Below are 26,014 nucleotides of genomic sequence, written 5' to 3'. Positions count from 1 at the left end.
GCGCTATCATTTGTCCATAAACGCGATGAATAACTGAGGAGCAAAAATGAAGTTTGTGGGAGCACACGTGAGTGCGGCCGGGGGTGTCGATCAGGCGGTTCTGAGGGCACACGAGCTGGAAGCCACGGCTTTTGCGCTTTTCACCAAGAATCAGCGCCAGTGGAAAGCCGCACCGTTGCCGGAAGACGTCATCGAAAAATTCAAAGTGGCTTGTGAAAAATACGGCTACCAAAGTCATCAGATTTTGCCGCACGACAGCTACCTGATTAACCTCGGTCATCCGGTCACCGAAGCGCTGGAGAAATCCCGCGAGGCGTTCCTTGATGAGTTGCAGCGTTGCGAACAACTGGGCCTGTCGCTGCTGAATTTCCATCCAGGCAGCCACCTGATGCAAATCGAAGAAGATAAATGTCTGGCGCTGATTTCTGAATCTCTGAACATTGCGCTGGATAAAACCAAAGGCGTGACGGCAGTTATCGAAAACACCGCCGGTCAGGGCAGTAATCTCGGCTTCCGCTTCGAGCACCTGGCCAAAATTATTGAAGGCGTGGAAGACAAAAGCCGCGTCGGCGTCTGCATTGATACCTGCCATGCCTTCGCTGCGGGTTACGACCTGCGCACAGTGGAAGAATGCGAGAAAACCTTTAAGCACTTTGACGAGGTGGTCGGTTTTAAATACCTGCGCGGTATGCACCTCAACGATGCGAAAAGCGCGTTCAACAGCCGGGTAGACCGCCACCACAGCCTCGGTGAAGGCAATATCGGCAATACCGTATTTAGCTGGATCATGAAAGATGCGCGTTTCGACGGCATCCCGATGATCCTCGAAACCGTCAATCCGGATATCTGGATAGATGAAATCGCCTGGCTGAAAGCGCAGCAGAAGTCGGAGAATGACGAAGCCGCAGCTTAAGATATAGCATTTTCATGCGCGGTCATTGAGTAGGATTTCGGTCAGCTCCCTCCCCTGCGAAGGGGAGGGTTGGGGTGGGGTATTAAGGTCAAAAACGAAAGCTGAAGTGTGCATGGGCAAGGATGTTAGTCCTTAAAACCCCCTCCCCGCCTCCCCCTTCGCAGGGGGAGGCGTAATAAAAAAGGCGCGACATTCACATGTCGCGCCTTTTGGCTTTTAACGATTTACCGTTATGCCGCCGCTTTTGCCGCTACCGAAGCATCTGAACGTTTCAGAATCGCGTATGCACCACCCGCCAGAACCGTACCGGCGATAATCGCCACCAGATAACCAAGAACCGGCGTGATTGCACCCGGGATCAGCAGTACGAACAGACCGCCGTGTGGTGCCATCAGTTGTGCGTGGAATGCCATCGACAGAGCACCGGTCAGTGCGCCACCTGCGATACAGCATGGCAGAACACGCATCGGGTCACGGGCTGCAAACGGAATCGCACCTTCAGAGATAAAGCACAAGCCCAATACCAGCGCCGCTTTACCGCCTTCACGTTCGCTTTGCTCGAACTTATGACGCGCCAGCAATGTTGCCAGTCCCATCGCCAGAGGTGGCACCATACCGGCAGCCATGATGGCGGCCATGGGTGCATAGACGGAGGAACTCAGCAGTGCCACGCCGAACGCGTAAGCGGCTTTGTTCACCGGGCCACCCATGTCGGTACACATCATCGCACCGAGGATTGCGCCCAGCAGAACCGCATTGGCTGTACCCAAAGATTGCAGCCAGGCAGTCAGACCCGCCATGATTTTAGCCACCGGCGTACCGACCACATAAATCATCACCAGACCGGTAATCAGACTCGCCACCAGCGGAATGATCAGGATAGGTTTCAGCGCTTCCATACTTTGCGGTAATTTCAGCTTGCCGCTGATGGCTTTCGCCACATAACCCGCCAGGAAACCGGCAATAATACCGCCGAGGAAGCCAGCACCGGTGCTGACAGCCAGCATGCCGCCGATAAGACCCGGCGTCAGACCCGGACGGTCAGCGATAGAGAAGGCAATGAAACCGGCCAGAACCGGCACCATCAGCGCGAAGGCTGAAGCGCCACCGATTTGCATCAATGCCGCCGCCAGCGTGCCTTTCACTTCAAAGGCTTTGATACCGAAGACAAATGACAGTGCGATACACAGACCACCCGCCACCACCATTGGCAGCATGTAAGACACGCCGGTCAGCAGGTGACGGTATGGACCTGCGCCGCCCGCTTCTTTCTTCCTGGTGCCCGTCGCTGCGCCCTGAGATTTCGGCTCAAATACTTCAGCTTCAACCAGCGCTTTGTCCAGTTCCTGTTTGGTCTTTTTCAGTGCCAGACCGGTAGATGTGCGGTACATCGGCTTACCGGCAAACTTCGCCAGATCTACTTCGATGTCAGCTGCGACAATCACCAGATCGGCGGCTGCCACCTCTTCCGGCGTAATAGCATTACCGGCACCTACAGAACCGCGGGTTTCAACTTTTACCCACCAGCCACGTTTTTTAGCTTCCGTTTCAATCGCTTCTGCAGCCATAAAGGTGTGTGCAACACCGGTCGGGCAGGCAGTGATGGCGACGATACGTTTCGGGCCGCTGGCTGCCGGAGCGGCAACGGCTGCCGCAACAGGTGCGACATAAGGTTTAGCTTCAGCCACAGCGCGTTGCAGGAAAGCCTCCGGATCACGGACTGCATCAGCCACATTACCGGTATAAATATTTTTGCCCGCCAGTGCAGGATCGTTTGGCACGGTTTCACCCGCTACGATCACTACATCAGCATCAGCGACGAGTTCAGTCAGCTGGTGGCCTGCTTTCGCCGCAGCAGCAGCGAGTAAATTTTTCGCCAGTTGGCTGCGAGCTTGTCCCAGCGAACTGTCTATCATCAGCAGCGTTTTCATTCTGCCTCCTGCGGGTTAAAAGGGTTTCAGATCAACACGGGCCATCATCGCCGCCAGTTGCGGACGATCGGTGACACCGACATTACTCTGGCTGACAGCCAGGGCAGCAACAGCCGTTGCCAGTCGTAGCGTATGTTCACTGGATTCACGCATCAGCAAACCGTAGATCAGACCACCGACCATGGAATCACCGGCACCCACGGTGCTGACGACTTCACAGGCTGGCGGTTTGGCGATCCACGCACCGGATGCGTTAACCCACAAAGCACCTTCAGCGCCCAGAGAAATCACCACATGGGCGATACCCTGATCACGCAAGGCGTGTGCGGCTTCTACCACGTCACTCAGTTCAGGCAATTTACGGCCAGCCCAGATTTCCAGCTCACGACGGTTAGGTTTCACCAGCCAGGGAGCGGCTTTGAGACCGGCAACCAGTGCTTCACGGCTGCTGTCGAAGATGATGCACGGGCACTGTGCGCGCAGACGTTTCATCCAGTCAGTGAAGGCGTCAGGATCAACACCCGCTGGCAGACTGCCGCTGACAGCCACCATGTCGAACTGGCCCAGCCATGACAGGGAATCCGTCACGAAACGTTCCCAGTCAGCAGGCGTGACGTTGAAGCCGGAGAAATTGAAGTCGCTGACTTCGCCGTCTTTTTCGGTCAGTTTGACGTTGATACGGGTACGGCCATTAACCACCTGGAAGCGGTTCGCAATGCCCAGATCGCTGAATAACAGCTGGAAACCATCCTGATTTTCTTTACCCAGGAAACCGCCAACGGTGACGTCGATGCCGAGATCTTTCAGCACCTTGGCAACGTTAATCCCTTTACCTGCCGCGTGCAGGCCGGTGGTTTGTACCAGATTGACTTCACCCCGTTCGATTTCAGGGCAGTAACCGACCAGATCGTAGGCCGGATTTAAGGTAATTGTGGCGACCCGACGGCTCATGCGCCCTCCCCAAGACCTTCAGCAATCGCTTCACCGATGGTTTTTAATGCCAGTTCTGCATCTTCACCGCTGGCAGTAAAGCGCAGGTGATGACCTTTTTTCACGCCCAGCGCCACGACTTTCATCAGGCTGCGGCCGTTGGCAGGTTTACCGCTGCCATCAAGATTCGTTACCGTGATTTCGCTGCTGAACTGTTTGATCACGTTCACCAGTGCGGTACCCGGACGTGCATGCAAGCCGTGTTCGTTACGGATCACGTATTCAGCGGTCAGCACGTTGGCTTGTTCTTCAACTTCACTGGTCAGCAATGCCAGCACACCGACGGAATCTGCCGTCAGCAAGCGTTCAGCTTTGTTGGCAATCAGCAAATCACTGAGGTAGTTCAGCACATCGAGCGGCTGATCATCGGCAACGGAAATGGTCAGCAACATGGCCACTTGTTCGCCATCCACATCAAACGCCTGCTGCGCACGGCTGACCGTTGCAGCACTTTTCAGGTTGCCTTCGGTGCTGTCGCTCAGCCAGATGCCCTGCCCGAGGTTCAGCGGTTTACGGCTGATCACATCGCTGACAAAAGCGGTATCGACGGCACCCATCTCTTTCAGGCGACCCGCGTTCAGCGCCTGTAACGTGATCAGGTTTTCAGCGGCCACATCGACGGCGATCAACTGGGTATCAAACAGGAACTCAGCCGCATTTTTCTCGCCCATCAGCAAGCTGCGTAACTCTTCAGCAGAATCTGTTTTTGCCAGACGATCGGCCACGCTGTCGTCACTTAAGACGTGCGTCAGCTGGCGCAGCAAACCGAGGTGCTCATCAGAACGGGCCGCGATGCCGATCACGACATATGCCGTCTGGCCTTCGCCCCAGGTAATCCCCTGCGGAAACTGGAAAACCTGCACACCGGTATCAAGTACCAGATCACGGGTATCCGTGGTGCCGTGCGGGATGGCGATGCCGTTGCCAAGGTAAGTAGAGGTTTGCAACTCACGCGCCAGCATGCCGTCTACATAGCCTTCGCTGACGCGACCGGCCTGAGTCAATGCTGCTGCAACCTGGCGAATAGCGTCCTGCTTATCGCTGGCCACTGCACCGGGATGAATATCTTGCTGTGACAGTTGGAACATAATTCTCCTCTCCTGCTGAAATTGAATCGTTTCAGCTTTACTGAGAAAAAAGGAGCGCCATCAGATTTCAGGAGAAAAACTGACAACGCTGAAACGTTTCAAGGAGTCTCAATCGGGCCTGTTTTTAAATCAAGCATTCCCTGATTTTACGTCACAATTTTTTGATGCTACGCACAGTTTCCTTTCTGAGAGCTTTCTGAAACAGATAACTTAACGCAAATGCTGAAGTCAGGCTGACGTAAAAAGCTGAAGCAAGCTGACCTTATTTCTAACGGAAATATCAGGGTGAAAGACCGGCCCATCATCCGGTTATTTTTGACACAAAGTGCGGTTTAATTATTCAGTATGGCAAATTCACCCCGGTTTACATTTTTGATGATCAAAACCTGTTTTTGTTTTTTTTAAACTGTCGTAACATTCGCGCAAATTTCGTCCCCTCTCCTACTTCTGGTTCACTTAGCTAATGCGAATTTCTACAACGTCAGCCCGCCGTTTACCCGACATGACGTCGACTGCTTTTCTGATCATCGCCTTCCTTACCGGCATTGCGGGCGCGTTACAGACCCCGACCCTCAGCCTGTTCCTGACTTCTCAGGTGCACGTCAGCCCGTTTATGGTGGGTATCTTCTTTACCGGCAGTGCCGTGATTGGCATTTTCGTTAGCCAGTTGCTGGCGACCTGGTCTGATAAACGCGGCGACCGCAAGACGCTGATTTTGTATTGCTGCATTCTGGGTGCACTGGCTTGTGTGCTTTTCGCTTTCAACCGTAATTATTTTATCCTGCTGTTCATCGGCGTTTTGCTGTCGAGTTTTGGTTCCACGGCAAACCCGCAAATGTTCGCGTTAGCACGGGAGCATTCCGAAAAAACCGGCCGCGAAGCCGTGATGTTCAGCTCCATTTTGCGCGCACAGGTTTCGCTGGCATGGGTCGTCGGCCCGCCGCTGGCCTTCGCCCTGTCGATGGGTTTTGGTTTTACCTTTATGTACTGCGCTGCGACGCTGGCCTTCATGCTGTGCGGCGTGATGGTATGGATGTTCCTGCCTTCGATGCCTAAGGCGCACATTAAGACCACCGCCACGCTGGAAGCGCCACGCCGTAACCGCCGCGATACGCTGATGTTGTTCATCGCCTGTTCACTGATGTGGGCAGCAAATAGCATTTATCTGATCAATATGCCGCTGTATGTGGTGCGTGAACTGGGCCTGCCCGAAAAACTGGCGGGCGTGCTGATGGGCAGTGCGGCCTGTCTGGAAATTCCGACCATGCTGATCGCCGGATATCTGGCTAAGCAGTTGGGGAAACGCTTCCTGATGCGTTTCGCTGTGCTGGCGGGCGTGATTTTCTACGGCGGTATTCTGTTTACCACCGGTGCGGCAATGCTGATTGCTTTACAGTTGCTGAACGCGATATTCATCGGCATTCTGGCCGGGATCGGCATGCTGTATTTTCAGGATCTGATGCCGGGTCAGGCGGGTGCTGCCACCACGCTGTTTACCAATTCAACGCGTGCGGGCTGGATCCTCGCCGGTTCACTGGCTGGGGTTATCGCGCAGTTCTGGACATACCATGCGGTGTTTTATGCCGCACTGGCGATGGTGATCGGTTCGGTGTTGTGTATCTGGAATGTGAAAAACGTCGATAAAACGACGCAAGACGTATCCGCGGCGGTGGTTTAAGGCGCGGTATCCGTCTCAAGCTGTATCAGATAAGTCAGCGCCTGGTCGCGATGTGTAAAGCACATTTCGCGGCTGGCCTGCAGGCTGGCGCAAACTTTCGGGCGCAGCGGTGAGGTGAAAATCTTACACCGAAAGTTATCGGCCAGTTGAACACAGCGCGTATTCGCCGGCTTGCCATCGGGCATTCCGGGGATCGGGCTGGAGATTGAAGGCGCTATGCAACAGGCTCCGCAATCAGTACGACAGTCCATCAACAGCCTCCTCAGGCGTCATTTTGAGGCGCGACAATAGCAGGCGGCGTAAAGCGCCACCAGCTAAATATTCACGACTCTTTAACACCCTGTACTAAACATTTTTCATGCTGGCAGGTAGCGCGTGAAAAATGCGTTATAAAGCGGATTTTCGCGACTCTTTTTACGCTATCTGCTTGCCTGAAAACAGCGGCGCGGGTAACGTGTCGCAAATTATTTATCTCTCTCCTGACAGGTTATTTATATGGCACGTGCTAACGAAATTAAACGCGGCTTCGTTGTGAACTACGACGGCAAATTGCTGCTGGTAAAAGATATTGATGTTCAGAGCCCGAGCGCCCGTGGTGCCAGCACTTTGTACAAAATGCGTTTCGCTGACGTTCGTACTGGTGGCAAAGTGGAAGAACGCTTCAAAGGCGACGATATTCTGGATACCGTTACCCTGACCCGTCGTAAAGTGAACTTTTCTTACGTCGATGGTGACGAATATATCTTCATGGATGATGAAGACTTCACGCCCTACACCTTTAACAAGGCGCAGATTGAAGACGAACTGCTGTTCATCCCTGAAGAAGGTTTGCAGGGTATGCAGGTTCTGACGCTGGACAGCCAGCTGCTGGCGCTGGAAATGCCACAGACGGTGGATCTGGAAATCGTGGAAACAGCACCGGGCATCAAGGGCGCTTCCGCCAGTTCCCGTACAAAACCTGCGGTAATGAGCACCGGTCTGAACATTCAGGTTCCTGAATACCTGAGTTCTGGCGACAAAATCCGTATTCATATCGCAGAACGTCGTTATATGGGTCGCGCGGATTAATCTGCGCTCCGCACCCTGCTGAAAGGAACGCCCCGGCGTTCCTTTTTTATTGTCTGCATTTTGCGATTAATCCCTCAGACAATGGATCTGCATCACAAAATCAGTGGCTATCTGGACTTACCAATTCCCCTTTCTATCATATGACTTTACACTCTAAGCCCTGATTTCGGCTTAAATCGTCGCTTTATCCAGCATAAAATTGAACTGACGGGTAAACAGCCCCAATTTGGCCTGACCAATTATTTATTTCTGACTTGCCTGGAGTATTGCATGAAAACTATTGCCACAGCGTCCCTGCCTGCAGCAGTGTCATTGCCTGCTTATGATCGCGATGCGTTGAAAAGCCGTATTGTTCACCTCGGATTTGGTGCCTTCCATCGCGCTCACCAGGCGCTGCTGACCAACCGAGTGCTGAATCTCCAGGGTGGCGACTGGGGCATTTGCGAAATCAGTCTGTTTGGCAATGAAACGCTGATAAAAAGTTTACGCCAGCAAAATCATCTGTTTACCGTGCTGGAAAAAGGTGCGGACGGCAATCAGGCGATCATCATCGGCTCTGCGCATGAATCTGTGCACGGCAGCATTGACGGGCTGCAAGCGGTACTTGAAAAACTCACCGAGCCACAGGTAGCGATTGTTTCCCTGACCATCACCGAAAAAGGCTACTGCATTGAGCCGGGCACCGGTGAACTGGATCTGCAAAATCCAAAAATTCAGCAGGATCTGGCGGGCGGTCAGGCACCGGGTACCGCTCCGGGCGTTTTGGTCGAAGCTCTGCGCCTGCGCCATGAACGCGGCCTGCCGGGCTTTACTGTTTTATGCTGCGATAACATTCCTGAAAACGGTCTGGTGGTGAAAAACGCCGTTCTGGGCATGGCGAAAGCGCGTTCCGCAGAACTGGCGGAATGGATCACCAAAAACGTCTCTTTCCCTAGCACCATGGTTGACCGCATTGTTCCTGCCGCAACGGAAAACACGCTGGAAGAAATCACCGAAGCGCTCGGTGGCGTGACCGACCCTTGCGGTATCGCCTGTGAACCGTTCATTCAGTGGGTGGTGGAAGACCACTTCGTGGCGGGCCGTCCGGACTGGGAAAAAGCCGGTGCGCAGATGGTTTCCGACGTTTTACCTTTCGAACAGATGAAGCTGCGCATGCTCAACGGCAGTCATTCCTTCCTCGCCTATCTCGGCTATCTGGCCGGTTATCAGCACATCAACGATTGCATGGAAGATGCCAACTATAAGGCCGCTGCCCATCATCTGATGCTGCATGAGCAGGCACCGACACTGAGCGTCGAGGGTGTTGATCTCAGCGCGTATGCTGACAGCCTGATTGCACGTTACAGCAACCCGGCACTGAAGCATCGTACCTGGCAAATCGCTATGGACGGCACCCAGAAATTGCCACAGCGTATGCTTGATTCCATCCGCTGGCATGTGAAGAATGGCGGTTCCTATGCATTGCTGGCGCTCGGTGTGGCTGGCTGGATGCGTTATGTCGGCGGTACGGATGATGCCGGGCAGCCGATCGAGATTAAAGATCCGATGGCTGAAACGGTCGCTGAAATTGTGGCATCAACCGAAGATGGCGAACCGCGAGTGAAAGCCCTGCTGGCTCTGACAGGCGTATTCGGTGAGCAATTGCCTCATGAAGAGAAAGTCGTAGAGGCCATACTGAGCGCGTATGCCGATCTGCAAAGGATCGGCGCGAAGAAAACCGTCGCAAAATACGTGGGTTAAGCACGGCAACTGAAACGGTTAACGGCTGCTGCGGCAGCCGTTTTTATTTATCCGGCGGTATCAGTCGTTCAGCCCGGAGGGGACTGAGGAGAAAAGGAATCCGTCAAAAGACGGATCATCGGCATCCGAAACCTGTAACAGCATGTCTTTAACATTTTCCAGATGCTGCCACATCGCCTGCTTGGCGGCTTTCGGATCCCGGCGCAGTACGGCCTGCAAGATGGTCTGATGGTCCTGCAACCAAATCTGACTGTAGTTTTTATCGCCGACATGCTGATGGATCCCCTGCCACATTGAGCTGCGCTGGCGGATCAGCCACAAATCATCCACCAGTTTAACCAGTACACTGTTCTGGGAAGCCTGTGCCAGCAAGGCATGAAAACGCTGATCTTCAGCATCATCGGATACGCCACGGGCAATGCATTCACGCTGTGCATCAATGGCATCACGCATTTGCAGAATATCCGTCTTCGTGGCCTGCATCGCCGCAAAAGCCGCGACTTCGCTTTCCAGCAATTGCCGTGCCTGTAACAGCTCGAACGGACCATACCCGCTGTCCGCGTCTTCCGGCGGGCTGTTTTGCGGCTGGGGCAACACATAGACGCCGGAACCTTTACGCACGTCTACCACTTTTTCCAGCTCCAGCATGATCAGCGCTTCACGTACCACGCTTCGGCTGACGGAATAAGATTCAGCAATGTCACGTTCCGGAGGAAGGCGATCGCCAGGAGCATATTTCCCGGCATGGATATCGCGGCGCAGATGACCGCCTATCTCCTGATAAAGTCGCATTTTTTGCCCCTTTCTCTGACACAATCTCAATTGGTCTGACACCTGATTAATCGTTCTGATGTCTGAAATAAGAGAGAAAATTATAACATGTCGGCAGAAAGGGAAAGGACGGGAAGGGAAAACTGACGGCCCGATCAAGATTGGGCCAGCCAGTTCGTAAAGTTGTCCGGCCACATAACAATAGATTGCGTTATCGCGCTCAATGCCGGAGCGAAACATATTAAAGATACTCACTATTTACGGCTACTTAGTTATAACTTACCGTCATCACCGCAAGGCGAGGATCATGATTAATATGCTGCGTGGTGACCTGCCCGAGAGACAAAGGCAAGGCGAAAGAAGAAGGATTTTGCGCATTCAGAGTGTGAACTTGCCTCACCTGTTTTCCGCCACGATCACAGTCGCTGATCACCGCATTATGTGCGGCACTGAAGTGACATCCTCCGTCAACAATTGACCCGGTAAAATGAATAATTCCGCCTGTTGCAGCGGCACTGGCAAACTGAATCGTCCCTGAGGCCATGACTCCCAAAAACAGTACACAGGTCATTCTGTTCATGGTGACACCTCATCATAACTATTAATTTTAAAATTCCCGCAACCACAATTTAACATTAATACATCTAATTGAATTTACACATCCGGAGGCAAAAATAAATCTTGCTTGCCTGCCGACAAAAATAAGCAATCCATGTCTTACATCGGCGCAACGCTGGATTTTCTTAAGGAGTCGCTGCACATTGGCGGGGAATTTTTCAAAAAGGATGTGCAACCATGACCAAAACCAACCTGATCACCGGCTTTCTGGGAAGCGGAAAAACCACCACGCTTCGCCACCTTCTGGCTCAGAAGCCTGAAGGTGAAAAGTGGGCCGTGCTGGTGAATGAATTCGGCGAAGTCGGCATCGATGGTGCATTACTGGCTGACAGTGGTGCGGTGCTGAAGGAAATTCCCGGTGGTTGCATGTGCTGCGTGAACGGTTTGCCCATGCAGGTCGGCCTGAATATGTTATTGCAGCAGGCTAAACCTGACCGCTTGCTGATAGAACCCACCGGGCTGGGGCATCCGAAACAGATCCTTTCTTTACTGACGTCTGACGTTTACAGCAACTGGCTGACACTCAATGCCACGCTTTGTCTGCTGGATCCACGCCAGTTAAGCGATCAGCGCGTCATTGATAATGAAAACTTCCGCGATCAACTGGCCTCGGCAGACGTTATCGTGGCGAATAAGTCTGATGTGATGCAGGCGCAGGACAAACAGAAGCTGGAAGAGTGGTATCAGCATAATGGCCGCGAGCGCCTTCTGGTGACAGCTTCGCAAGGCCGGATCGACCCTGCATTACTTGATTTACCGCGCCAGAATCTGGTTGAGTTACCGCAAGGTAAACATCATCACGCGCATGCTGCAAAACCTGGGCTTGCTGCGCTGAGCCTGCCGGGGAAACAGCGCTGGCGTCGTGCGCTAAATCAGGCAGACGGTTATACCAGTTGTGGATGGATATTTGATGGAGAAACGCAGTTTGAGACCGCGGGCATTCTCGACTGGGCACGTGCGGTACCGGTTGATCGCGTCAAAGGGATTATGCGCATTAAAGAAGGCACATTACTGATTAACCGCCAGGGCAATGACTTACACATAGAAACGAAACCGGTGGCGCCGTTAGACAGCAGAATTGAGCTTATTACGCAAAATGAAGTGCAATGGAATACAATACAATCATCTTTGTTGAAGTTTCGTTTAAGTTGATCGGATTAAGTTAACGCTAACTAAGTTATTCCTTACCTTGCTAAGAATAGGTTTTCCTTTATGTGGCGCCGCAATATTCCCGCAATCCTGATACTTAATGTCTTAGGCGTTGCCTTATTTTTATCTTTCTATCTGCCAGCAAACCATGGTTTCTGGTTCCCGATTGATAAATCGATCTTCTTCTTTTTTAATCAACATCTGGCAACTGATGCGTGGTTTCTGCACCTGGTCGCCGTGACCAATAATCGTGCTTTTGATCTTATTTCACTGCTGGCGATGGGAATATTGTATCTGGGCTATTTCCTGAAGCAGGATAGCGACGGGCGTCGCCGCTACATCATTATTGGTATTGTGATGCTGCTGACCGCTGTGGTACTCAACCAGCTCGGACATTTATTGCCTGTCAGCCATAAAAGTCCGTCGCTGAGTTTCCCGGGCGTAAACCGGGTGAGCGAACTGACGGGCATTCCCACTAAAGATGCCTCCAGTGACAGCTTCCCCGGCGACCATGGCATGATGCTGATTATTTTCTCGTGCTTTATGCTGCGCTACCTGAGCAAGTCAGCATTCGCTGTCGCCTTGATCATCACCCTCGTCTTCTCACTACCCCGTGTGATGATTGGTGCGCACTGGTTTACTGACATCGCGGTAGGCTCAATGTCCGTCGTACTGGTCGGTGCAAGCTGGTGGTTAATGACGCCCGCCAGCGATATGCTGATTAACTGGCTTGACAAAAAATTACCCGGTAAAAAAAATCCTAAGCCACGCGCATAATGTTAGGACACATACATAATAATTATGGCCCGACAGATGCTGATGATCTGCCGGGCCTTTTTATGGGATGTTTCTTAACGCTTCTGCCCGGTATAATGTGCCTTCAACGCCCTAATGATGCTGTTTTAACCAAAATTTGTATAAAGATCAGTCATCATTTTTAACATGTTTACTTACATCACCTTACATCACAATTTCTTATAAAAAATCTCATAATACCTCTCGCAATCACTTGTTCATTACGGTAATCTCCAGTTCGCCTGTATAGAAATGTGTTAAAAATACCCCGGTTGAGAGAATAAACGTGCTCTGACGCACATTTCCCCCCTGAAGTATTTGTCCCACGGATATATGGCAGGTAGTCTCGCTTCGTTTGGCAATTTTAATAACGATTTCATCGTTAAGGACAGCAAGGGATAACAACAATAATGGTCAAGTCTCAACCGTTTCTGAGATATATCACGCGGATAATTCCCGCGATTGGTGCAGCAATTATTCTCTCTGCATGTAGTGGTACACATTCTTCGAACACAGAAAACGCGCAAACTGATATGCGTGCAGTAAATGGCAATGATGGCCTTCTACTGCAAGCCTCTCAGGATGAATTCGAAGCAATGGTTCGCAACGTCAACGTTAAATCCAAAATTATGGATCAGTACGCTGGCTGGAAAGGCGTTCGTTATCGGTTAGGCGGTGACAGCAAGCGTGGTATCGATTGCTCAGCGTTCGTTCAGGTAACATTCCGCGAACAATTTGGTATGGATTTACCTCGTTCAACCTATGAACAGGAAGAGAAAGGCAAGAAAATCCAGCGCACGAAACTGCGTCCGGGTGATCTGGTTCTGTTCCGTGCGGGTTCAACAGGCCGTCACGTCGGTATTTATTTAGGCAACGATCAGTTTGTACATGCCTCCACCAGCAACGGTGTGATGATTTCAAATCTGAAAGAGTCCTACTGGAATGCACGTTATCGTGAAGCAAGACGAGTTTTAGCTAACGGTTAATCCCGTTACCTTATGATTTAGTTCTTGTTGTCCTATGCCAAGCGAATAAAAAAACGTCATCTTTGGATGGCGTTTTTTTATGCCTGTAATAAAGTGTATTAAGTGTCTGTTGTTTTTTTGACGACATAATCCTTTTATTTCCTCTGCGCGAAAAGGGCACAACATATGGGTTTAAAAACGGCGTTAACACACACCGTATTGCCCAAACGCCTGTATTTAAAGAGAAGCGTGTTTTTTTCAGCCCTGTTTTTCATTTTATTCACTGCTGCCACCCTTACCGTTATTAAAACCAACAATCTCCGCGAACAAAATGAAATCGCGCAGAGAACAGCGCAATTTACCTCTGATTACCTGCGCCAGTTAACCGACACGATGCTCAGAATCGGGCTGCTCACGACGGGATCCTGCCATTCCATTGCCGGGGAATTAAACCGTGACGTTGCATTCAGCATTGGCGTTCGTGATTTCCAACTGGTGCGTAATGGCATCGTTTTTTGTTCCTCGGCTTCCGGCAATCAACACATTCCTGTAAACAGTACCCTGCATGACATCGATTTCGATAAAAGTATGAGTATCGGCCTGCAGATGGGAACGCCGGCCGTTCCTAATCGCGCGGTGATCCTGGTATGGCAGCGTAACCCCGGCGCAACGGATGACGGTGTCATAGCCACGCTGGAACTGACGCTGTCGCCTTATATGCTTTTTGCACAGCCAGGTTCCGGCTACCGTGGCTTTGCGCTGCTGGTAGGAGACCGCGCATTGATTTCTTCTCAGACAGATCTGATCAGGGTCAATGATTTACCCCGTAGCCATTTTACTCACGTCAAAATCGGTGATTATCCTTTCAGTATTCGTCTCTACTCCCCTGCCCTGACCCACGCTAATGTATTTTTTACGTTCTCCGGTGGTCTGCTGCTGAGTCTGCTGGTTTGTGCGCTGATTTATCACAGCCTGCTGAACCGCCATAACCTTGAGCGCGAGGTCCTCCGCGGGCTGAAAGATAAAGAATTCTTTGTAGAATATCAGCCTGTTATCGACGCAAAAAGCCTGAAAGTGACCGGCGTTGAAGCCCTGCTGCGCTGGCAGCACCCGATTGAAGGGCGCATCCCGCCCGATGTTTTTATCAGCTACGCTGAAAATCAGGGACTTATCGTCGAACTGACACAACATATGATGGCGCTGGTGGCGGCAGATGCCCATACCTTGCAACACGCTTTTCCCGAACCGGGAAAACTCAGCATCAACATTTCCCCTCACCACATGAACAAAATCAGCTTTCATGACGATGTGATGAATTTTATTGAAGCGTTACCTGAAAATGCTTTTCAGGTGGTATTCGAAATTACAGAACGTGGGATGATTGATACGGAAGGTGCCTTACGGGAGTTTAACTGGTTGCGCCGCCATAAGATTGAAATAGCCATTGATGATTTTGGCACCGGCCATAGCGCGCTGATTTATCTTGAGAAGTTTACGCTGGATTATCTGAAAATCGATCGCGGCTTTGTCATGTCAATTGATCAGAAAACCCTGATCGCGCCGGTGCTGGATACCGTCCTTAAACTCACGGAAGAGCTGAAGATCAAAACCGTAGCCGAAGGCGTCGAAACCCAGACGCAGGCGGAATATCTGCGCAATCACGGCGTGACCTATTTGCAGGGATATCTGTACAGTCAGTCTCTGGGTGTTCCCGAGCTTTTGGACTTTGTACGTGATTTCAATGAGAAAGAAGCCACCTGGCAGATTTGACCTGCATCAGTCCCGCATCTTTTGTTCCATTTTTCTTTTAGGCGTCTGCATCCGGTTGTGTTAAAAAGGCCAAAATCAGGGACGAAACTGAAGCGTCGTACGTGACAAAATCTTTGCTTTCAATTGATTAATATCGAAATAGCCTGCGGCAATGCCGCATCATGCTGTCGTCATCACAGGAGTGCAGATTCAGGATGTTTTCTCGCGTTTTTGCCGGTGTGCTGTGCCTGCTGAGTCTCAGCGCACAAGCTGAAGTCATACAGGATAGCTACGCCTTCGCCATATTAGGCGAGCCAAAGTATGTCTCAAATTTCACCAGTTTTGACTACGTCAATCCTGCCGCCCCGAAAGGTGGTCAGATCACCCTGGCGGCCATTGGTACCTACGACAACTTCAACCGCTTTGCTTCACGCGGTAATCCGGCCGCGCGCAGCGGATCGCTTTACGACAGCCTGTTCACCACCTCCAGCGACGAAATCGGCAGCTATTATCCGCTGATCGCCGATTCTGCCCGTTATGACAGCCAGTACCGCTGGGTCGAAGTCGATATCAATCCGCGTGCGCGCTTTAACGATAATACGCCCATCACCGCCAGCGATGTGGCCTTCAGCTTCCGCAAATTCATGACCGAAGGCGTACCGCAATTTCGTGTGGTGTATAAAGGCGTGGAAGTGAAAGCCATTTCGCGCCTGACAGTACGCATGGTGTTGCCGAAAGCAGATAAAGACATGATGCTCGGCCTGCTGGGCTTGCCTGTTCTGCCGCAGACATTCTGGGAAAAGCATAAATTCAATGAACCGCTGAGTGTGCCGCCGCCGGGCAGTGGCCCTTACCGTATCAGCGATTACAAACTCGGTCAGTACATCACCTATTCCCGCGTGCCGGATTACTGGGCTGCCAATTTGCCCGTCAACCGCGGCCGCTATAATTTCGACACCATCCGCTATGATTATTATCTCGACGACAAGGTGGCACTGGAGGCGTTTAAGTCCGGCGCATTTGATTTCCGTATGGAAACTTCGCCGAAAAACTGGGCGACGCAATATCAGGGCGGTAATTTCAGCAAAAACTTTATTGTTAAAGCCGATGAGATAAACCAGGCGGCGCAGGATACGCGCTGGCTGGCATTCAACATTCATCGCCCGCAATTTGCTGACCGCAAGGTGCGGGAAGCCATCACGCTGGCCTTTGATTTTGACTGGATGAACAAGGCGCTGTATTTCGGTGCCTACCAGCGTGTGAACAGTTATTTCCAGAATACCGACTACGCGGCAAAAGATTATCCCAACTCTGCGGAACTGGCGTGGCTGGGGCCGCTGAAAGGTAAAGTGCCCCCGGAAGTCTTCACCACGATGTATCAGCCCCCCGGCTCTGACGGCAGCGGAAATGACCGGACGAATTTGCTGAAAGCCACCGCATTACTGAAAGAAGCGGGCTGGGAAGTGAAAAATCAGGTGCTGGTGAACGGTAAAACCGGCAAGCCGTTTACCTTCGAGCTGCTGTTACCCGGCGGCGGGAATTCGCAGTACGTCTTGCCGTTCCAGCATAATTTACAGCGACTGGGCATTAAGATGTCGATCCGTGAAGTGGATAACTCGCAATTCGTGCGCCGTATGCGCCAGCGTGATTACGATATGCTGCCGACGGTTTATCCCGCCACGTCGTATCCGAGCAGCGATTTGCAGATTTACTGGAATAGCAAATATCTCGATTCCACCTACAACAAATCAGGTGTCAGCGATCCGGCCATTGACAAACTGACCGACGAGATCGCCGCGAATCAGGGCAAACCTGAGGCATTATTGTCGCTGGGCCATGCGCTTGACCGGGTGCTGACATGGAATATGCTGATGATCCCGATGTGGTACACCCATCACGAGCGCTACGCGTACTGGGATAAATTCTCTATGCCTGCCGTCACCCCGTCCAACGGAATGGAACTTGATACGTGGTGGTACGACGTTAACCGCGCAGCCCGTTTACCTGCGCAACGCCGCTGAGGAGCATATTGTGGCCGCCTATTTGTTAAGACGACTGCTTCTGGTGATCCCGACGCTGTGGGCGATCATCACGATTAACTTTTTTATTGTGCAGATTGCCCCCGGCGGCCCGGTCGATCAGGCCATTGCCGCTATTGAAATGGGGCAATCCAGCGGTTTGCCTGGCGCCGACGGTGGCAGCGGAAATGGCAAAGCCTCGCCGGGCTTAGCGCAGTTTGGCGAGGGCCAGTACCGTGGTGCACGTGGCCTGGACCCGGAAGTCATTGCCGAAATCACCCACCGCTTCGGCTTCGACAAACCGCTGCATGTACGTTATGTCGAGATGTTATCCCATTATGTGCGCTTCAATTTCGGTGACAGCCTGTTCCGCGGCTCATCCGTGATGGGGCTGGTGAAAAGCGCATTGCCCGTATCCGTAACCCTCGGCCTGTGGAGCACGCTGATTATCTATCTGGTGTCAATCCCGCTGGGTATCCGCAAAGCGGTGCGCAACGGCACCAAATTCGATACCTGGAGCAGTTCAGTCATCATCGTCGGTTATGCCGTCCCCTCTTTCTTATTTGCGATCTTATTGATTGTGTTATTCACCGGCGGTAACTATCTCGACTGGTTCCCGTTACGTGGCCTGACGTCGCCGAATTTCGATACGCTGCCCTGGTACGGCAAAGTGACCGATTACCTCTGGCATATCACGTTGCCGGTGCTGGCGACCGTGATTGGCGGGTTCGCAACCCTGACGATGCTGACCAAAAACTCATTTATGGATGAAGTCGGTAAACAATATGTAATGACTGCCCGCGCGAAGGGGCTGAACGAAAAACAAATTTTGTACCGCCACGTTTTCCGCAACGCCATGCTGCTGGTGATCGCCGGTTTCCCGGCCACTTTCATCAGCATGTTTTTCACCGGTTCATTACTGATTGAAGTGATGTTTTCATTACAGGGGCTGGGATTACTGGGCTACGACGCCATTGTACAGCGCGATTTCCCGGTCATATTCGGCACGCTGTACGTTTTCACCCTGATTGGTTTGCTGCTCAATATCGTCAGCGACATCACTTACACGCTGGTCGACCCGCGTATTGATTTTGAGGGCCGCCACTGATGCGTATGAAATTTTTTAAGCTGAGCACCGTCAGTCAGGCGCGCCGGGCACGTTTCTGTCAGAACCGTCGCGGCTTCTGGTCACTGTGGATTTTCATGGTGATGCTGATTCTGGTGCTGTTATCTAACGTGCTGGCGAATGATAAACCCCTGCTGGCGCGCTATCAGGGGCACTGGTATGTGCCCTTTATGGTCAATTACAGCGAAACAACATTTGGCGGAGAGCTGGAAACACCGGCCGATTATCAGGATCCCTTTGTTCTGCGCCAGATTGAAGACCACGGCTGGGCGCTGTGGGCACCGATTCGCAGCAGTTATAGCTCCATCAATTTTTCCACCACCCGGCCCTTCCCTTCTCCGCCCTCCGCGCAGAACTGGCTGGGCACCGACAGCAACGGGCACGACGTGCTGGCGCAAATTCTCTATGGGTTGCGGATTTCGCTGTTCTTCGGCGTTCTGCTGACGGTGATGACCTCGGTGATGGGTATTATGGTCGGTGCCACGCAGGGCTATTACGGCGGATTAATTGATCTGCTCGGGCAGCGCTTTATCGAAGTGTGGTCGAGCATCCCGACTCTGTTCCTGATTATTATTCTGGCCAGCGTGGTTCAGCCCAACTTCTGGTGGCTGCTGCTGATTACGGTGCTTTCCGGCTGGATGACGCTGGTCAGCGTGGTGCGCGCGGAATTCCTGCGCACCCGCAACTTTGATTACATCCGCGCCGCACAGGCAATGGGCGTCAGCGATCGCGCCATTATGTGGCGGCATATGCTGCCTAACGCGATGGTCGCCACCCTGACCTATCTGCCCTTTATTCTTTGTGGCTCGATCACCACGCTGACGTCGCTGGATTTCCTCGGTTTTGGCCTGCCGCTGGGCTCGCCGTCGCTGGGCACACTGCTGATGGAAGGTAAGAACAATTTGCAGGCACCGTGGCTGGGGATCAGCGCTTTCGTGGTACTGGCCGCGCTGCTGTCATTATTGATTTTCATTGGTGAAGCTGTTCGTGATGCCTTCAATCCGTCCGCACACCACAATGAGGTGCTCTGAGATGACGGATACTCCTCTTTTACAAATTAAAAACCTCAGCGTCGCTTTTCGTCAGGGAAAACTGAAACGTGAAGTGGTCAGCAATGTATCACTCGATATCCGTGCCGGCGAAACGCTGGCGCTGGTGGGGGAATCCGGCTCCGGCAAAAGCGTGACAGCGTTGTCGGTCCTGCGTCTGCTGCCCTCATCGGCGATTTATCCTCAGGGTGATATTCTGTTTGCCGGTCAGTCCTTATTGCAAGCCGATGCCAACACGTTGCGCCAAATCCGTGGCAACCAGATTTCGATGATATTTCAGGAACCCATGGTATCGCTGAACCCGTTGCATACCCTCGAAAAACAACTGACTGAAGTGCTGACGCTGCACCGTAATCTTCACGGTGAAGCGGCACGCACTGAAATTCTGCGCTGTCTGGACCGGGTGGGGATCAGGCAGGCCGCCTCGCGCCTGCGGGATTTTCCGCACCAGCTTTCCGGCGGAGAACGCCAGCGCGTGATGATTGCCATGGCGGTACTGACAAGGCCAAAACTGCTGATTGCCGATGAACCGACCACCGCGCTTGACGTGTCCGTACAGGCACAGATTTTATCTCTGCTCGACGAACTGAAGCAGGAAATGGGGATGGCGATGCTGTTTATCACCCACAACCTGCGCATTGTGCGCCGTCTGGCGGACAGCGTAGCGGTAATGCAAAACGGGCGTGTCGTTGAGCAGCAATCACGAACCACGCTGTTCAGCCAGCCTCAGCACCCTTACACACGCCAGCTTTTACAGGCCGAACCACAAGGCCGTCCGCAACCGCTGACCGGCGAACCGCCAGTTCTGCTGGATGTAAAAAATCTGGATGTCGGGTTTCCCGTCAGGCGCGGCCTGTTGCGTCGCACGGTCGCTATCAAACACGCGGTGAAACAAGTCAGTTTCCAGCTTCGTCGCGGAGAAAGTCTCGGCGTGGTCGGTGAGTCAGGTTCGGGAAAAAGCACCACCGGACTGGCATTGCTGCGTCTGCTTAAATCGCAGGGAGAAATCTGGTTTGACGGCCAGCCGCTGCATGCTTTCTCACGCAAGAAAATGCTGCCGTTCCGCAGCCGGATTCAGGTGGTGTTTCAGGATCCTTTCTCTGCGTTAAATCCACGCTTTACCGTCGGGCAAATCATCGCCGAAGGTTTGCTGGTGCACCGCCATGTCAGCGAGCAGGAACGTGATAAAGAAGTGATCCGCGCCATGCAGGAAGTGGGGCTGGATCCGCAATCCCGCTACCGTTACCCGACGGAGTTTTCCGGCGGCCAGCGCCAGCGTATCGCGATCGCCCGTGCGTTAATTTTACAACCGGAAATGCTGATCCTGGATGAACCGACATCCTCGCTGGATAAATCGGTTCAGGCACAGATTCTGACTATTTTAAGCGAGTTGCAACAGCGCCACGGCCTGACGTATCTGTTTATCAGTCATGATTTACAGGTAGTACGGGCTTTGTGCCACCAGTTGATGGTTTTACGAAACGGAGAAGTGGTGGAGCAGGGAGAGTGTGAACAGATTTTTACTGCACCGCAACAGGCTTACACCCGCACGTTACTGGCGGCATCAGATGCTTTCGACACCCTGCCCTGAGACGCAGGAAGAAGACGCCGGAATGCATCGAAATTCCGGCGTTTCAGAAAGGATAAAGTGCGGTCACCGATTCCGCGATAGCTGCGCCGATATTTTTCAGGCAACAGAGCGTGGCGCTTTCATCTTCACGATGAACGAATAAACAAGGCTCACCGTCGATTTCTACAATCGCCGCTTTAACCTGAATATCTTCTAAAGCATCGGTCAGCTGATGCATCACCTGCCAGGCGAATTCGCCCTCATGGCTGAGCAGTTTCAGGCCGATCAGATTGTTATCTTCATCATTACCAGGCAGCGGAATCGGTTCAACTTTAATACCCGCAAAACCTGACAACCAGCGATAACTTTGCGGCAAACGATGTACTACCGAAAGCTGGATATTATTCACGTGGTTCCCCAGACAATGATTCATGCAAATCATTTACACAATGTTTTTACAAAATTGCTACAACCGCACTGTTTAAGTTATAGCCGACAGGCTGCACTTTGCCCACTTTGCGTTCAAATAATTAACATTAAATTAACGTCGTCGGATACAAATTGACAGGCTATCGTTATTTTTATCTCTGCTCCCGGACATACTGAGATGCAGATCTCGTTTTGGCTTATTTGTAACCTTTTTCGCCTTTATTCTCAACCATTTTAATCAATTAGCGCTACCTTTCATTTCTTAATTATTTACATTTAATATACAAATCAGATTGCACGAACGATACCGTTATTCATTAAATTAAATAATATCAACAAGATATGAATAGATGAGAGCGCGGGTATGATGCGGGTTCAGTTAATTTCATTTAGAAATGAACCAGTAGGTTACATTTTTCCGCCGCGCATCATACGTTAAAATAAGGATCTAATGTTAATAAATCAGCACAATTTGTTTGCACAAATCCCTCTTCTCTGGCTTATCATCCGCACCGTGATAAGTGATATACCCTATCGGGACAGACATCGGCGGAAACTAACCCAATGATAAATCTCGTATTACGCAAATTATAATAAGCATCACATAAGCGAACTCCCTGCCTTTTGGCAAAATCCCATTCCCAGCGAGAAAGAGATGGAAAACGATCCTTCAATCATTGGAAGCAACACACCCGAAAATGGAACCGGTTTCAGTCGTCGTGAACTGCTGAAAGGTCTGACGTCTGCGATGGTGGCAACTACCCTGCTCGGCTTCCCGTTCCTGAGCCAGGCGGAGAAAGAAACTGCCACGCAGGATCCGGTCATCTTCGGCCAGTTCTATCTGGTATCACAGGCCATCACTGAACATAAAAATATCAGCGAGGGTTCTTCTGCCCAGATTTTCAACGCCTTTTATCGCTCACAACCCGACTTCCCAGCGCAGGTCAGCAAGCTGCATGCGCTGGTAAAACCGGGCCAGGCGGCAAAAGATTTGCAGGAAGTGGCAAAGCAAAACGGTTTAGGTGAACTGGTGACCCGCATCGTCACCGCCTGGTACACCGGCACGGTTGGACATGGAACCGATTCCATTTTAATTTCCTATAAAGATGCGCTGATGTATCGTCCCGTCAGTGACGGCCTGATTGTGCCGACTTACTGTGGAAATGGTCCGCTGTACTTCACCGCCGCACCTCCCGCCGCAGCGATGCCGGAATCCATGAACGCAGACCGTTTTACCCATCCTTCTGAATCAAATGTTGTGAGCAAAGCCTGATGAAAAAACCTGAATTTACGGCAGACGGCGATGCGTCTGCTGATGTGATTGTTGTCGGTTCCGGCATCGTGGGCGGCATGATTGCCGATCAGCTGGTCAGCCAGGGATATTCTGTGCTGGTGCTGGAAGCGGGTTTACGCATTGAGCGTGCTCAGGCCGTTGAAAACTGGCGCAACATGCCGTTCGAAAACCGCGCCGGTTCTGACTTCCAGGGGCTTTACCCGCAGTCTGAAAAAGCGCCCGCACCGCTGTATTTTCCGGAAAATAACTACGTCCATCTGACCGGGCCCAGCGCCAGCAGCTTCAAACAAGGTTATCTGCGCACCGTTGGCGGCACCACCTGGCACTGGGCAGCGTCCTGCTGGCGTCACGTTCCCAACGATTTCAAAATGAAAACGTTGTACGGCGTGGGCCGCGACTGGCCGATTTCCTATGATGAACTTGAACCTTATTACTGCCGTGCTGAAGAAGAGATTGGCGTAGCCGGTCCGAATGACCCTGAGTTGCAGTCGCCTTCTGAGCGCAGCAAACCCTATCCGATGGAGCAGGTGCCTTACGGTTACGGCGACACCCGTTTTGCTGAAATCGTGAATCCGCACGGTTACCGTTCAGTGCCGATCCCACAGGGTCGCAGTACCCGTCCGTGGAACGGTCGCCCGACCTGCTGCGGTAACAACAACTGCCAGCCGATCTGCCCGATTGGCGCGATGTATAACGGAATTGCGCACGTCGAACGCGCTGAGAATAAAGGTGCCGTGGTACTGGCTGAAGCGGTGGTCTACAAAATTGACACCGATGAAAACAACAATGTGACTGCCGTTCACTGGCTGGACAATCAGCAGAAATCACATAAAGCCACCGGTAAAGTGTTCGCGCTGGCCTGTAACGGCATCGAGACGCCGCGCCTGCTGCTGATGGCCGCCAACGAAAAGAACCCGAACGGTATCGCCAATTCGTCCGATCACGTAGGTCGCAACATGATGGATCACTCCGGTTTCCACTGCACCTTCATTGCCAAAGAGCCGCTGTGGATTGGCCGTGGTCCGGCGCAGAGCAGTTGTCTGGTGGGTCCGCGCGACGGCGATTTCCGCAAAGATTATTCGGCCAACAAAATGATCCTCAACAACATCAGCCGCGTGATCCCGGCAACGTCTAAAGCGTTGCAGATGGGGCTGGTGGGTAAAGAACTGGATGAAGAGATCCGCCGTCGTTCAATCTTCGGCGTAGATCTTTCCATCAGCCTGGAACCGTTACCGGATCCGAATAATCGCCTGACGCTCAGTACCACACGTAAAGATCCGCACGGTTTGCCGTGCCCGGACATTCATTATGATGTCGGCGATTACGTGCGCAAAGGCGCAGAAGCCGCTCATAAGCAGCTTGAGCACATCGGTTCCCTGTTCATGGCCGAAGAATTCAATATCACCACCAGCCTGAACGCCAATAACCACATCATGGGCGGTACCATCATGGGCAGTGATCCGAAAGATTCTGTGGTTGACGGCAACTGTCGTACTCATGACCATGCCAACCTGTGGCTACCGGGCGGCGGCGCGATCCCGTCATCGAGCGTGGTGAACAGTACGCTGACCATGGCGGCACTGGGCCTGAAAGCCGCAGATGACATGGCGAAAAAACTGGCAGGTGCGGCATGAAAAAACTTCTTACCGCCTGCCTGTTAAGCGCATCCCTTAGCGGAATGGCTTTTGCCGCAGATAATCAGGCAGAGCTGATCCGTCAGGGTCAGGAAGTGGCAACAGCCGCCGACTGTCAGGCCTGTCATACCGCACCGGAAGGGGGCAAACCTTTTGCCGGTGGCTATGAAATCCACTCGCCGATGGGCACGATTTATACCACCAACATTACGCCGTCGAAGCAGTTCGGTATCGGCAATTACACTGAAGAGCAGTTCACTCGTGCTGTACGTGAAGGCGTTCGTCCTGACGGCGCGAATCTGTATCCGGCCATGCCTTATACCTCTTACAGCCATATGAGCGATGCCGACATGCATGCGCTGTATGTCTATTTCAAAGAGGGAGTGAAGCCGGTCGAGCAGCCGAATGTTGAAACCGCTCTGCCGTTCCCGTTCAACATGCGTATTGCCATGGCGGGCTGGAACATGATGTATCTCGACAGCACGCCGTTTAAGCCGGATACGTCGAAAAGTGAGCAATGGAACCGCGGTGCGTATCTGGTTAACGGTGCCGGTCACTGTGATACCTGTCATACGCCACGTAACCTGATGATGGGTTCCGTGACCGATAAACCGCTGGCGGGTGGCATGGTCGGCCCGTGGTATGCCCCCAATATCAGCTCGGACCCGGTCAGCGGTATTGGCAACTGGTCGCAGGCGCAACTGGTGGAATATCTGAAAACCGGTCGCACCGCAGGGAAAAACCAGGCGGCGGGCGGCATGGCGGAAGCGGTACAGAACAGTCTGCAATACATGTCTGACAGCGACCTGAACGCGATCGCCTTCTACCTGAAAAACAGCACGCCGGTTCGCGACCCGCGTGATACGCAGGCGGCGGACACCTTCGGTAAACCGGTGAATGTGGAAGAAGGTTTACGCGGCACCCATCCGTTTAACGCCAATAAAACCATCGACAACGGTGCGGCACTGTTCAGCGGCTATTGCGCCAGTTGCCACCAGCCGGATGGTTCTGGCAGCGAAAATCAGGCTTATCCGTCGCTGTTTAATAATACTGCGACCGGTATGGGTAATGCCTCTAACCTGATTTCTGCCATCCTTTACGGCGTGGATCGTCAGGTCGGCGACCATCACGTGCTGATGCCGAAATTCGGCGTGGGCTCGTATGTCGGTCAGCTCGATGATCAGCAGATTGCCGACATCTCCAACTACGTGCTGAAGAACTACGGCAACGCGGCCATTCAGGTCAGCGCGCAGGATGTGGCGGTGTTACGCGCAGGCGGTCCGGTGACATTGCTGGCAAAACTGCAACCGTTCATGGCTCCGGCGATGGTGGCTGGCGTGATTGTTCTGCTGGTGCTGATTTTCTGGCTCGGCCGGAAACGCAAAACCAAAGCGGCGTAATCCGTACACTGAAATGCAAAACGGCCCATGACGGGCCGT

Annotated in this window: 22 protein-coding genes; 15 read left to right on the top strand and 7 right to left on the bottom strand. The window is 52.4% G+C overall.

Annotated features, from left to right (window positions below; translation table 11 throughout):
• The first annotated feature begins 46 nt into the window (after positions 1–46).
• The gene (nfo, locus tag RAHAQ2_RS06830) at positions 47–913 is read left to right on the top strand and encodes a deoxyribonuclease IV (protein WP_015696525.1); all 867 of its coding nucleotides are present in this window, start codon (positions 47–49) and stop codon (positions 911–913) included.
• Positions 914–1,143: 230 nt separating this feature from the next.
• Here the strand turns inward: nfo and fruA are convergent, their stop codons facing one another.
• From fruA to fruB, 3 genes are read right to left on the bottom strand one after another with little or no spacing between them, the layout of a single operon-like run.
• Complete coding sequence (gene fruA / locus RAHAQ2_RS06825; RefSeq protein ID WP_015696524.1) at positions 1,144–2,844, bottom strand: PTS fructose transporter subunit IIBC; 1,701 nt, start codon at positions 2,842–2,844, stop codon at positions 1,144–1,146.
• 15 nt (positions 2,845–2,859) lie between these two features.
• A complete protein-coding gene (gene fruK / locus RAHAQ2_RS06820) occupies positions 2,860–3,795 on the bottom strand; it encodes a 1-phosphofructokinase (protein ID WP_013574663.1) in 936 nt (311 codons plus the stop codon).
• Entirely contained in the window at positions 3,792–4,922 is a 1,131-nt protein-coding gene (fruB, locus tag RAHAQ2_RS06815; RefSeq protein WP_015696523.1) for a fused PTS fructose transporter subunit IIA/HPr protein, read from the bottom strand. Before fruB ends, fruK begins: the two co-directional genes overlap by 4 nt.
• 463 nt (positions 4,923–5,385) lie before the next feature.
• Between fruB and RAHAQ2_RS06810 the strand changes: the two genes are divergently transcribed.
• Positions 5,386–6,600 (top strand): sugar efflux transporter, encoded by a 1,215-nt coding sequence (locus tag RAHAQ2_RS06810; protein WP_015696522.1) that lies wholly within the window; start codon positions 5,386–5,388, stop codon positions 6,598–6,600.
• Here RAHAQ2_RS06810 and RAHAQ2_RS06805 read toward each other — a convergent pair.
• A complete protein-coding gene (locus RAHAQ2_RS06805; protein WP_015696521.1) occupies positions 6,597–6,851 on the bottom strand; it encodes a YkgJ family cysteine cluster protein in 255 nt (84 codons plus the stop codon). The two genes, RAHAQ2_RS06810 and RAHAQ2_RS06805, sit on opposite strands and share 4 nt — an antisense overlap.
• A gap of 244 nt (positions 6,852–7,095) precedes the next feature.
• On the opposite strand from RAHAQ2_RS06805, the gene yeiP reads away from it, so the two are divergent.
• Positions 7,096–7,668, top strand: coding sequence for an elongation factor P-like protein YeiP (gene yeiP, locus RAHAQ2_RS06800; RefSeq protein WP_015696520.1), 573 nt, complete (start codon positions 7,096–7,098; stop codon positions 7,666–7,668).
• 270 nt (positions 7,669–7,938) lie between these two features.
• Positions 7,939–9,408 (top strand): mannitol dehydrogenase family protein, encoded by a 1,470-nt coding sequence (locus tag RAHAQ2_RS06795; protein WP_015696519.1) that lies wholly within the window; start codon positions 7,939–7,941, stop codon positions 9,406–9,408.
• A gap of 60 nt (positions 9,409–9,468) precedes the next feature.
• Here RAHAQ2_RS06795 and RAHAQ2_RS06790 read toward each other — a convergent pair whose 3' ends face one another.
• Together RAHAQ2_RS06790 and RAHAQ2_RS06785 are read right to left on the bottom strand one after the other, a co-directional pair.
• Positions 9,469–10,200 (bottom strand): FCD domain-containing protein, encoded by a 732-nt coding sequence (locus RAHAQ2_RS06790; RefSeq protein ID WP_041682445.1) that lies wholly within the window; start codon positions 10,198–10,200, stop codon positions 9,469–9,471.
• Positions 10,201–10,447: 247 nt separating this feature from the next.
• Positions 10,448–10,759 carry a hypothetical protein gene (locus RAHAQ2_RS06785; RefSeq protein ID WP_015696517.1) on the bottom strand — a complete coding sequence of 104 codons (312 nt, stop codon included), beginning with the start codon at positions 10,757–10,759 and terminating at the stop codon, positions 10,448–10,450.
• Positions 10,760–10,974: 215 nt separating this feature from the next.
• Between RAHAQ2_RS06785 and RAHAQ2_RS06780 the strand changes: the two genes are divergently transcribed.
• The 8 genes from RAHAQ2_RS06780 to yejF all read left to right on the top strand — a co-directional run bounded on the left by RAHAQ2_RS06780 (position 10,975) and on the right by yejF (position 21,239).
• A complete protein-coding gene (locus RAHAQ2_RS06780; RefSeq protein ID WP_015696516.1) occupies positions 10,975–11,949 on the top strand; it encodes a CobW family GTP-binding protein in 975 nt (324 codons plus the stop codon).
• 60 nt (positions 11,950–12,009) lie between these two features.
• Positions 12,010–12,723, top strand: a complete 714-nt coding sequence (locus RAHAQ2_RS06775; RefSeq protein ID WP_015696515.1) for a phosphatase PAP2 family protein — start codon at positions 12,010–12,012, stop codon at positions 12,721–12,723.
• A gap of 428 nt (positions 12,724–13,151) precedes the next feature.
• Positions 13,152–13,727 (top strand): bifunctional murein DD-endopeptidase/murein LD-carboxypeptidase, encoded by a 576-nt coding sequence (mepS, locus tag RAHAQ2_RS06770; protein WP_013574652.1) that lies wholly within the window; start codon positions 13,152–13,154, stop codon positions 13,725–13,727.
• 165 nt (positions 13,728–13,892) lie between these two features.
• Positions 13,893–15,476: a cyclic di-GMP phosphodiesterase gene (locus RAHAQ2_RS06765; protein WP_015696514.1), complete on the top strand. Its 1,584-nt coding sequence runs from the start codon at positions 13,893–13,895 to the stop codon at positions 15,474–15,476.
• A 194-nt stretch (positions 15,477–15,670) separates the two neighbouring features.
• The gene (locus RAHAQ2_RS06760) at positions 15,671–17,476 is read left to right on the top strand and encodes an extracellular solute-binding protein (RefSeq protein WP_015696513.1); all 1,806 of its coding nucleotides are present in this window, start codon (positions 15,671–15,673) and stop codon (positions 17,474–17,476) included.
• A gap of 10 nt (positions 17,477–17,486) precedes the next feature.
• Complete coding sequence (gene yejB, locus RAHAQ2_RS06755; protein ID WP_015696512.1) at positions 17,487–18,581, top strand: microcin C ABC transporter permease YejB; 1,095 nt, start codon at positions 17,487–17,489, stop codon at positions 18,579–18,581.
• A 5-nt stretch (positions 18,582–18,586) separates the two neighbouring features.
• A complete protein-coding gene (locus tag RAHAQ2_RS06750; protein WP_037038600.1) occupies positions 18,587–19,630 on the top strand; it encodes an ABC transporter permease in 1,044 nt (347 codons plus the stop codon).
• 1 nt (position 19,631) lies between these two features.
• Positions 19,632–21,239 (top strand): microcin C ABC transporter ATP-binding protein YejF, encoded by a 1,608-nt coding sequence (gene yejF, locus RAHAQ2_RS06745; RefSeq protein WP_015696510.1) that lies wholly within the window; start codon positions 19,632–19,634, stop codon positions 21,237–21,239.
• A gap of 43 nt (positions 21,240–21,282) precedes the next feature.
• Here the strand turns inward: yejF and RAHAQ2_RS06740 are convergent, their stop codons facing one another.
• On the bottom strand, positions 21,283–21,627 hold the full coding sequence (locus RAHAQ2_RS06740) for a YejG family protein (RefSeq protein WP_015689537.1): 345 nt from the start codon (positions 21,625–21,627) through the stop codon (positions 21,283–21,285).
• Between the two features lie 675 nt (positions 21,628–22,302).
• Here RAHAQ2_RS06740 and RAHAQ2_RS06735 point away from each other — a divergent pair.
• The 3 genes from RAHAQ2_RS06735 to RAHAQ2_RS06725 are packed head-to-tail and all read left to right on the top strand — an operon-like array spanning position 22,303 to position 25,975.
• Positions 22,303–22,920, top strand: coding sequence for a sorbitol dehydrogenase family protein (locus RAHAQ2_RS06735; protein ID WP_015696509.1), 618 nt, complete (start codon positions 22,303–22,305; stop codon positions 22,918–22,920).
• Complete coding sequence (locus tag RAHAQ2_RS06730; RefSeq protein WP_015696508.1) at positions 22,920–24,575, top strand: GMC family oxidoreductase; 1,656 nt, start codon at positions 22,920–22,922, stop codon at positions 24,573–24,575. The genes RAHAQ2_RS06735 and RAHAQ2_RS06730 overlap by 1 nt, the downstream gene beginning before the upstream one ends.
• Positions 24,572–25,975: a cytochrome c gene (locus RAHAQ2_RS06725; protein WP_015696507.1), complete on the top strand. Its 1,404-nt coding sequence runs from the start codon at positions 24,572–24,574 to the stop codon at positions 25,973–25,975. Before RAHAQ2_RS06730 ends, RAHAQ2_RS06725 begins: the two co-directional genes overlap by 4 nt.
• The last annotated feature ends 39 nt before the right edge of the window (positions 25,976–26,014 follow it).

The organism is Rahnella aquatilis CIP 78.65 = ATCC 33071 (genome assembly GCF_000241955.1).
Classification (GTDB): domain Bacteria; phylum Pseudomonadota; class Gammaproteobacteria; order Enterobacterales; family Enterobacteriaceae; genus Rahnella; species Rahnella aquatilis.
Note: the sequence above shows the minus strand (reverse complement) of the source record. Positions and strands in the feature narration are given on the sequence as shown.